8 protein-coding genes are annotated in these 7,886 nt (G+C 67.4%); 2 read left to right on the plus strand and 6 right to left on the minus strand.

The window, feature by feature from the left end:
- Positions 1 to 70 precede the first annotated feature (70 nt).
- The 3 genes from V3B30_RS18985 to fabR form a co-directional block, all read right to left on the minus strand.
- On the minus strand, positions 71 to 631 hold the full coding sequence (locus V3B30_RS18985; protein WP_262083259.1) for a thioredoxin-like domain-containing protein: 561 nt from the start codon (positions 629 to 631) through the stop codon (positions 71 to 73).
- Positions 621 to 2,774: a TonB-dependent receptor gene (locus tag V3B30_RS18990; protein WP_262083260.1), complete on the minus strand. Its 2,154-nt coding sequence runs from the start codon at positions 2,772 to 2,774 to the stop codon at positions 621 to 623. Before V3B30_RS18990 ends, V3B30_RS18985 begins: the two co-directional genes overlap by 11 nt.
- Before the next feature lie 276 nt (positions 2,775 to 3,050).
- Entirely contained in the window at positions 3,051 to 3,707 is a 657-nt protein-coding gene (gene fabR / locus V3B30_RS18995) for an HTH-type transcriptional repressor FabR (RefSeq protein ID WP_100472925.1), read from the minus strand.
- Between the two features lie 92 nt (positions 3,708 to 3,799).
- Between fabR and V3B30_RS19000 the strand changes: the two genes are divergently transcribed.
- Complete coding sequence (locus V3B30_RS19000; protein WP_262083261.1) at positions 3,800 to 4,870, plus strand: ferredoxin reductase; 1,071 nt, start codon at positions 3,800 to 3,802, stop codon at positions 4,868 to 4,870.
- An 11-nt stretch (positions 4,871 to 4,881) separates the two neighbouring features.
- On the plus strand, positions 4,882 to 6,030 hold the full coding sequence (locus tag V3B30_RS19005) for an acyl-CoA desaturase (protein ID WP_075677930.1): 1,149 nt from the start codon (positions 4,882 to 4,884) through the stop codon (positions 6,028 to 6,030).
- Between the two features lie 5 nt (positions 6,031 to 6,035).
- Here the strand turns inward: V3B30_RS19005 and V3B30_RS19010 are convergent, their stop codons facing one another.
- Genes V3B30_RS19010 through V3B30_RS19020 form a run of 3 tightly spaced genes read right to left on the minus strand, consistent with a single transcriptional unit; the run spans position 6,036 to position 7,572 of the window.
- Entirely contained in the window at positions 6,036 to 6,371 is a 336-nt protein-coding gene (locus V3B30_RS19010) for a tetratricopeptide repeat protein (protein ID WP_100472919.1), read from the minus strand.
- Positions 6,368 to 6,946 (minus strand): flavin reductase family protein, encoded by a 579-nt coding sequence (locus tag V3B30_RS19015; protein ID WP_100472917.1) that lies wholly within the window; start codon positions 6,944 to 6,946, stop codon positions 6,368 to 6,370. The genes V3B30_RS19010 and V3B30_RS19015 overlap by 4 nt, the downstream gene beginning before the upstream one ends.
- Positions 6,943 to 7,572, minus strand: a complete 630-nt coding sequence (locus V3B30_RS19020; RefSeq protein WP_262083262.1) for a superoxide dismutase — start codon at positions 7,570 to 7,572, stop codon at positions 6,943 to 6,945. Before V3B30_RS19020 ends, V3B30_RS19015 begins: the two co-directional genes overlap by 4 nt.
- Between the last annotated feature and the right edge of the window lie 314 nt (positions 7,573 to 7,886).

A 7,886-nucleotide genomic window follows, 5' to 3' on the forward strand; every position in this document is an offset into this window, starting at 1 on the left:
AGGGTTAGCGCGGGGCCATGCCCGGCGGCCGTTGTGTGGCGTCGCGCATTTCGCGGGGCTGGCCCCGGCGCTACCGTGATTGGATGCCGGCGTTGGGGCAATGGGCCTGCTGCTGCGCGCACGCCCGTTTCGTCCATTCCTTCAATACAGGTTGCAGTCCTTCGTAGCGCCGGCCTTGCCAGCCATTGGCCAGCACCGCACCGTCGGCATCGATCAGCACCAGGTTCGGTGGTCCCAAACCGGCCAAGGCCTGCAGTGCAGGCATGCGCGCGGCGCGGCGCGGGTCCAGCACGGGCCACGGCATGTCCTGCGCGTGCATGTAGCGGCGCAGCGAGGCCTCGCTCTCATCGAGGCTGACATACACCACTTCGGTGTCGGCGCCGGCCTCGCGCAACGCGTCGCGCACGCTGCGCAGTGTGGGTACGAAGGCATGGCACGGCGCGCACCAGTCGGCGCCGAAGTACAGTGCCACCAGTTTCGGTGGCGGCGACCACTGCATCGGCCGCAGCGAGCGCTGCTCGGGCCGCATCAGCGAGGCGGAAACCTGCGCATGCAGGTCCGCGCCCGTCGCCGGTGCAGCCAGCAGCAAGGCACACGTCAGCAACAGCGTTCGCAGGGCCTCAGAACGCATAGCGCAGGTTTACGTACCACGAGCGCGCGAAACGCGGCCCGTAGACATAGTCGCTGTCACGCAGCGCGCCCACTTCCAGGTCCTTCTGGCGCTGGTCGAACACGTTCTTGACGCCTGCGGCCACCGATACTTCCTGCTGTGCCTGCGCGCCCAGGTGACGGTGCCAACGCGCACCGAGGTCGGTCACCAGGAATGAACGCGTGCGGTGCAGTTCGCCCAGCCGGTTGTTCAGCACCGACATCGGTCCGGTGTGGCGCAGCGCCACGAAAGTTTCCCACGGCTCGGCCGGCATCCAGCTGAGCTGGGCCAGGCCGGTCCAGCGTGGCGTCTTCAGGTAGTCGCGGCTCTCGATGACCGTGTCGCCACCGTCGCCGGTGTCGTCGAAGATGCGTTGCGGTTCGCGGAAGCGCGAGCGGTACCAGGAGGCACCGGCGGTCAGGCGCCACTGTGGCGACGGCTGCCAGCCGAGGTTGGTCTCTGCGCCCAGCACATTCGAGCCGGAGGCGTTGTAGCGCAGCTGGCTGAGCTGGCCGTCATCACCGCGCTGGATCTCGCCCAGCGCGAAGGTATCGCGGATGCGCGCATACGAGGCGGTGGCGTCCCAGCTCCAGACCGGATTGGCCGGGTCCGAACGCCAGTCGAAGCCGAACAGGGTGGTCAATGCGCGCTCTTCCTTCAGGCCGTCGGCGTTTCGCACGCGCACCTGTTCGCCACCCAAGGTATCGACATGCACGTCCTCGACGAAGATCTCCGGGGCGCGGAAGCCGGTGGCGATGCCCGCGCGCCACTTCAGGTTCGGGGTGGCCTGCCAGGCCAGCGCGATGCGCGGCGAGAAGACCGCGTTGTCCAGCTCCGAGCTCTTGTCCACGCGTGCGCCCAGCACCAGGTCGACGTCGTCGCGCAGGCTCCATTCGTCCTGGATGAAGGCGCCCAGGTTGTGGAAGGTTGCATCCTCCAGCACGGCAAGACGCTGGCCGTCACCGGTGCGGTTGTCGTCGCGCAGCGCCTCGTGCTTGTACTGCACGCCGAAGGCGAGCGCGTGCGCGCCCAGCCGCCAGTTCAACTGGCTGTCGATGTAGTGCAGCGGGTTGTGGGTACGGCCGTACTGGCGCCACGAGCGCGAGGCCGCGCTGCCAGCCACGTTCGGGTCCAACTGTGACGGGTCATAGCCAGGGGCAGAGGGATCGGTGACCACGTCACCCAGGCCGCCATAGAAGCTGTCACGGTCGATGTCGGCGAAGGCGTAGGCCAGGCGGAAGTCGACGTCGGCATTGATCTCCTGGTCCCACGACACGCTGCCGCGCCGGTACTTCGTATCCAGCGATTCGGCGATGTTGGCCAGGTACTCGGGCTGGTCCAGGCGGTTGCCGCCGCGGCGGGTTTCATCGGTCACCTGCAGGTCCAGGCGCAGCCGCGTGCCCGGCGTGGGCGCATACCAGGCCTGCAGCCCGCCGACCTTGAGGTTCTTGCGGGTGATTTCGGTGTAGCCGTCACCGTTGTAGTCGATGCCGCTGTTCCAGTTGCGCTGGGCGATCACCGACAGCCCGGCGTCTGCGTCCTTGGCGACCAGATCCAGTCGCACGTCGGCGTTCTTCTGCGGTGTGCCCTTCAGCACGTCCACGCCGGCCTGCACATGGCCGCCACTACGCGCCGGCAGCGGCGGGATCAGGTTGATCACACCGGCCACCGCACCCGGGCCATACAGCGCCGAGCCGCCGCCCTTGACCACTTCGATGCGGTCGACGAAGCCGGCCGGAATCTGTTCCAGGCCGTACACGCTGCCCAGCGTGGACAGCAGCGGAATGCCATCGAACAGCAGCTGGTTGTAGGCGCCCGGCAGGCCCAGCAGCTGCACCTCGCTGGTGTTGCAGTTCTGGCAGTTGCTCTCCACGCGCAGGCCGTTGATCAGCTCGGCGGCACGCGAGAAGTCGGTGGCCGCACGCAGCGCGATGTCTTCCTTGCGCAGCACCTCGGTGCGGATCGGCACGTCCGACAGCAGGCGTTCGCTGCGGGTGGCGGTGCTGACTTTCACCTGCACCCTGTCCAGTTCGGTGGGTTTCGGGGCGGCCGCCAATGCGGGCAGTGGCAGGGTGAGGGCAATGGCGGTAGCCAGTGGCAGGCGGCGAAGGAGGGAAACGGGCATGAGGCGTCGTCCTTGGGGAGGGAGGGCGGCGAGGGCGACCTGGCTGGTGCATATGAAAGCAGTGGCTTATGAATATAGCAAGTGCTATATAACGAAGCTGCGGCAATTTGGTGAGGAGCACCCATCCAGGTGGATCATGCGGGTGTTATAACATTACATACGACAGCCGCAACCCTGCCGGTGGTCATGCACGGAGGATGGCGTTGCCGTGTGGTGCAGGGGGACGGGGTCAGAGCCCTTTCCTTTGGAAAGGGATCCGACCCTGGGAGCGGATTGTCAGCCGCGGCGGAATGCGGCGGGGGTGCGCGCGCCGACGATGATCATGCGGATCATCGTGGAGATCTGCTCGACCAGCTCCGGATCCTTCTCAGGCGGCAGGTCCATGGCAGTGGCGCCCATCGCGAACACCAGCCGGGTGATGGCCTTGGCCACCAGTTCCGGGGCATGCAGCACGGCGCCATCCAGTGCGGCCAGGCGCACGAGGTCGTGCTGCAGCTCTTCCTCGAAATAGTGCAGCTCGCGTTCGACCGCGTGCTTGAAGTCGTCCGAGCCGACCGCGCCCTCGCGCAGCAGCACGTGCAGCAGCTTGTCGTCGGCGCGCAACTGTTCCATGAAGGTCTCCACCGAGACCCGCACGACGCTGCTGGCGGTAGAGGTGGCGCGCTGGCGGGCCTCGCCGATGATGGTGCGCAGCGAGCGGCCGGCGGCATCGATCAGCGCCACGGCCAGTTCGTCCATGTCGCGGAACTGCCGGTAGAAGCTGTTCGGCGCGATGCCGGCCTCACGTGCCACTTCGCGCAGGCTGAGCGTGGACAGGCTGCGGTGCGGCCCGATCAGTTTCAGGGCGGCGGCCAGCAGATCCTCGCGGCTCACCGTACGGCGGGCCGGGCTGTTGGCATCTTCGGGCGTCGACAAGGCGGTGGCGGCGGCCATGGGGGTTCCGGTGGGGCGAGGCTGAATCATACCCAATCCGGTTCAATATACACATGTATACACAGGTGTATGTGCGCCCGTATAGTTCGCCCATGAGCGCTGTCGTCCGTCCGTCCCTGTTCTCTCCGTACCGCTGGGTCTCGCCGTCGCTGTTCGATTTCTGGGCGGGCCAGCTCAATCCCCTGTGGACCCTGCATGAGCCGGTGGCCCGCCTGGTCCGGCGTGAGCCGGCCGGCGACGGCGCGTCGACCCTGGTCCTGCGCACCAACCGGCACTGGGCCGGCATGCGCGCCGGCCAGCACGTCACCCTGGGTGTAGAGATTGAAGGACGCCTGTGGCAGCGCAGCTACAGCCCCACCGCGTTGGGGCGGCGCGAGCTGGCGCTCACCGTCAAGGCGGTCGATGGCGGCCGGGTCAGCCAGCATCTGGTCCACCATGCGCAGCCGGGCGAGTTGTTCCGCCTGGGGGCTGCGTTCGGTGAATTCCAGTTGCCGGCGGCGGCGCCGGCGCTGTTGTTGGCCGCCGGCAGTGGCATCACGCCGATGCGCAGCCTGCTGCGCGAGGCTTGCCAGCGCCCGCTGGCCGCGCCCGTGGATCTTTTCTACTGGGAGCGCAGTTCCGCCCACCTGCAGTTCCGTGATGAACTGCAGGCGCTGGCCGCGAGCCAGCCGAACCTGCGCGTGCACCTGTTGACCACCCGCGAAGGCGATGTACCCGCCGCACGCATCGATACCCACGACCTGCAGGTAACCGGCGATGACACGCCGCTGGCGCAGCGCCATGTACTGGCCTGTGGCCCGAATGGATTCGTTGCCGCTGCGCGCGAACGCCTGGCGCACCAGGTCGCGGGTTTCCAGGCAGAAGCGTTCACTCCGCCAGCGCCCCTGAACGACGCCAGCAGCGAAGGCGAGGTGGTGCTGACGTTGGCCCGCAGTGGCCGCCAGCTGAGCGTGCCGCGCGGCAGCTCGTTGCTGGAAAGCCTGGAGGCCCATGGCATCAAGCCCAGGCACGGCTGCCGCATGGGCATCTGCAACACCTGCAGCTGTGACCGCGTCAGTGGCGCCACCCGCCACCTGCGCACCGGCGACCTGCAATCCGGATCGGCGCAGCCGGTGCGGATCTGCGTGAGCGCACCGACCACCGACCTGACCCTGGATCTCTGAGGACGCCTGCCATGACCCGCGCTACCGACCGTGCCCTGAGTACTGCCGAGATGCATGCCTTCGGTGAGGAACTCGACGCGATCCGCGACCGTGTGATCGGCAGCCTCGGTGCCTCCGATACCCGTTACATCCGCCGCGTGGCCGCCGCCGTGCGCTGGTTCGGCGTGGGTGGCCGTGGCCTGTTGTTCCTGGCGGCGTTCTCGCCACTGTTCTGGATGCCGCTGCTGTGGCCGGCCGCGATCACCGGCACGCTGCTGCTGGCGCTGTCGAAGATCCTGGAGAACATGGAGCTGGGCCACAACGTGATGCACGGCCAGTTCGACTGGACCGGCGACCCCAAGCTCAACGGCAACACCTACGAGTGGGACATCGTTGCCACTGCCGACAACTGGCGCAAGACCCACAATTTCCGCCACCACACCTACACCAACGTGCGTGGCATGGACGATGACATCGGCTACGGCCTGCTGCGGATCTTCCCGGAACAGCGCTGGAAGCCGTTCTACCTGCTGCAGCCGATCATCGCGCCGATCTTCGCACTGCTGTTCCAGTGGGGCGTGGCTGCGCAGGACCTGCGCCTGGGCCGCTGGCTGAAGGGCCGCATGAGTGCGCGTGCGATGTGGCTGCAGACCCGCCCGGTGGCGCGCAAGATGCTGCGCCAGGTGCTGAAGGACTACGTGTTCTTCCCGCTGCTGGCCGGCCCGTTCTTCCTCACCGTGATGCTGGGCAACCTGGTGGCCAATGGCCTGCGCAACATCTGGACCTACGTGATCATCTTCTGCGGCCACTTCACCGCCGAATCGGAGACCTTCCCGAAGGAGTGCCTGCGCAATGAATCGCGTGGACACTGGTACCTGCGCCAGCTGCGCGGTTCGTCCAACATCAGTGGTGGCTTCCTGATCAACGTGCTGTCGGGCAACCTCAGCCACCAGATCGAGCACCACTTCTACCCGGACCTGCCGGCCAACCGCTATGCGGCCATTGCCAAGGAAGTGAAGGACATCTGCCGCCGCTACGGCCAGCACTACAACAACGGGTCGCTGCCGCGCCAGTTCGGCCAGGTGGTCTGGCGCATCCTGCGCCACGCGTTCCCGAGCAAGCCACGCCGCCTGCCGATGTCGGACATCATGTCCGCACCGGCATCGGCCAACGCGGGCTGATCGGCTCAGCCCGCTTTCGCCAGGGCCGCTTGATCGCGGTCCAGGCGTCGCAGGAACACCTGCATTTCCTTGCGTGCCTGCTGGTCGCCCTTGCTGCCGGCCACGCTCAGGCCGCGTTGCCAGGCCTCGCGTGCCGCCTGCGGTTGGCCACTGGCCAGCCAGGCTTTGCCCAGCAGCTTCCACGCGGCCGAGTACTGTGGATCAAGCACCACGCAGCGGCCCAGATGGGTGGCCGCGCGCACCGGGTTGCCGGCATCCAGCCAGCCCTTGCCCAGGCCGAAGCGCAGCAGCGCGCCGTCCTTGCCGCTGGCCAGCATGCATTCCAGAGCCTCGATGTTCATCCGCGCACCTCCACAAGCAGCTCGGCCGGGCCGGGCTGGAAGCGGCCACGATGGAACAGCAGCGGCGCGCCGCCGTTCTCGTTGACCTCGATGATGCGGCCGGCCAGCAACAGGTGATCGCCCACCGGCCACTGCGCGTGGCGGGTGCAGGTGAGATGGGCCACCGCACCGGCAATGCGCGGCGGTGCCTCTTCGTCGTCGTCCAGCAGTGGCAGGTCGTCGAAGCGGTTGCGTACCTGCGGATCGGCGAAGCGCCGTGCCAGCCCCTCCTGATCGGCTGCCAGCACGCTGATCGCAAAGCGGGTGGCACGCTGGAAGGTGGACAGGCTCTGTGCATGCAACGCCAGGTTCCACAGCACCAGTGGCGGCTGCAGCGACACCGGTACGAACGAATTGATGGTCAGGCCGACCGGCTTTCCCTGCGCATCGCGTGCGCAGACGATGGCCACGCCGGTAGGGAAATGGCCGAGCAACCGCCGCAAGGCACGCGGCGGCATCTCGACCGACGGCACCGGGGCCGGGGCAGGGAATACCCCCGCCCACGGCCCGGCGTACGGCAGTGTCTCACCGCTCATGAGGCCCGGGCCTGGCGGTAGCGCCGGCCGACCTCGGCCCAGTTGATGATGTTGAAGAACGCACCGATGTAGTCCGGGCGACGGTTCTGGTAGTGCAGGTAGTAGGCGTGCTCCCAGACGTCCAGTGCGAGGATCGGGGTATTGCCGGACAGGCCGACGGCTGCACCCATCAGCGGGCTGTCCTGGTTGGCACTGCTTTCGACCTGCAGGCGGCCAGCGCGATCACTGGTCAGCCAGGCCCAGCCGCTGCCGAAGCGGGTCTGTGCGGCCTTGGTGAAGGCGTCCTTGAAGGCATCGAAGCTGCCGAGGTCGCGGTCGATGGCGGCGGCCAGCTCATCATCGGGCGTGCCGCCGTTGGCGCCGAGCACGGTCCAGAACAGGCTGTGGTTGGCGTGGCCACCGCCGTTGTTGCGCACTGCGCCACGCTGCGCCTCGGGCACGGCATCGAGGTTGGCGATCAGCGCCTCGACCGGTTGCGCAGCCAGGCCGGCCTGCTCGATGGCGGCATTGAGGTTGTTGACGTAGGTCTGATGGTGCTTGCTGTGATGGATCTCCATCGTGCGCGCATCGAAGTGCGGCTCAAGGGCGTCGTAGGCATAGGGCAGTGGGGGAAGCGAGTACGACATCGAAGCAATCTCCGTGGGGAAGGCCAGAGGGCTGGCCGTGGGGAGATTGTTATCGCACCTCAACATTGGTTGAGGTCAAGGGGCGGGATTGAAATGCTTGGGCGTTCGTCGCCTTGATTCTTCCTGGCAGGCAGGGGCTGATGGGCCAGCGCAGGACACGCCGTTAACCCCCGCTCCGCGGTCCGGCCCAGCCGCTGGCGGCTGTGCGTTCGGGCGCTTGCGAAGCAGTGCTTCGCAAGCAAAGCGCCCTCACCCATGGGGGCTCGATGGCGCCATCCATGGCGCCAACGGTCCTGCGCTGACCCATCAGCCCC

It is taken from the genome of Stenotrophomonas sp. SMYL41, from assembly GCF_036319965.1.
Lineage (GTDB): Bacteria > Pseudomonadota > Gammaproteobacteria > Xanthomonadales > Xanthomonadaceae > Stenotrophomonas > Stenotrophomonas maltophilia_R.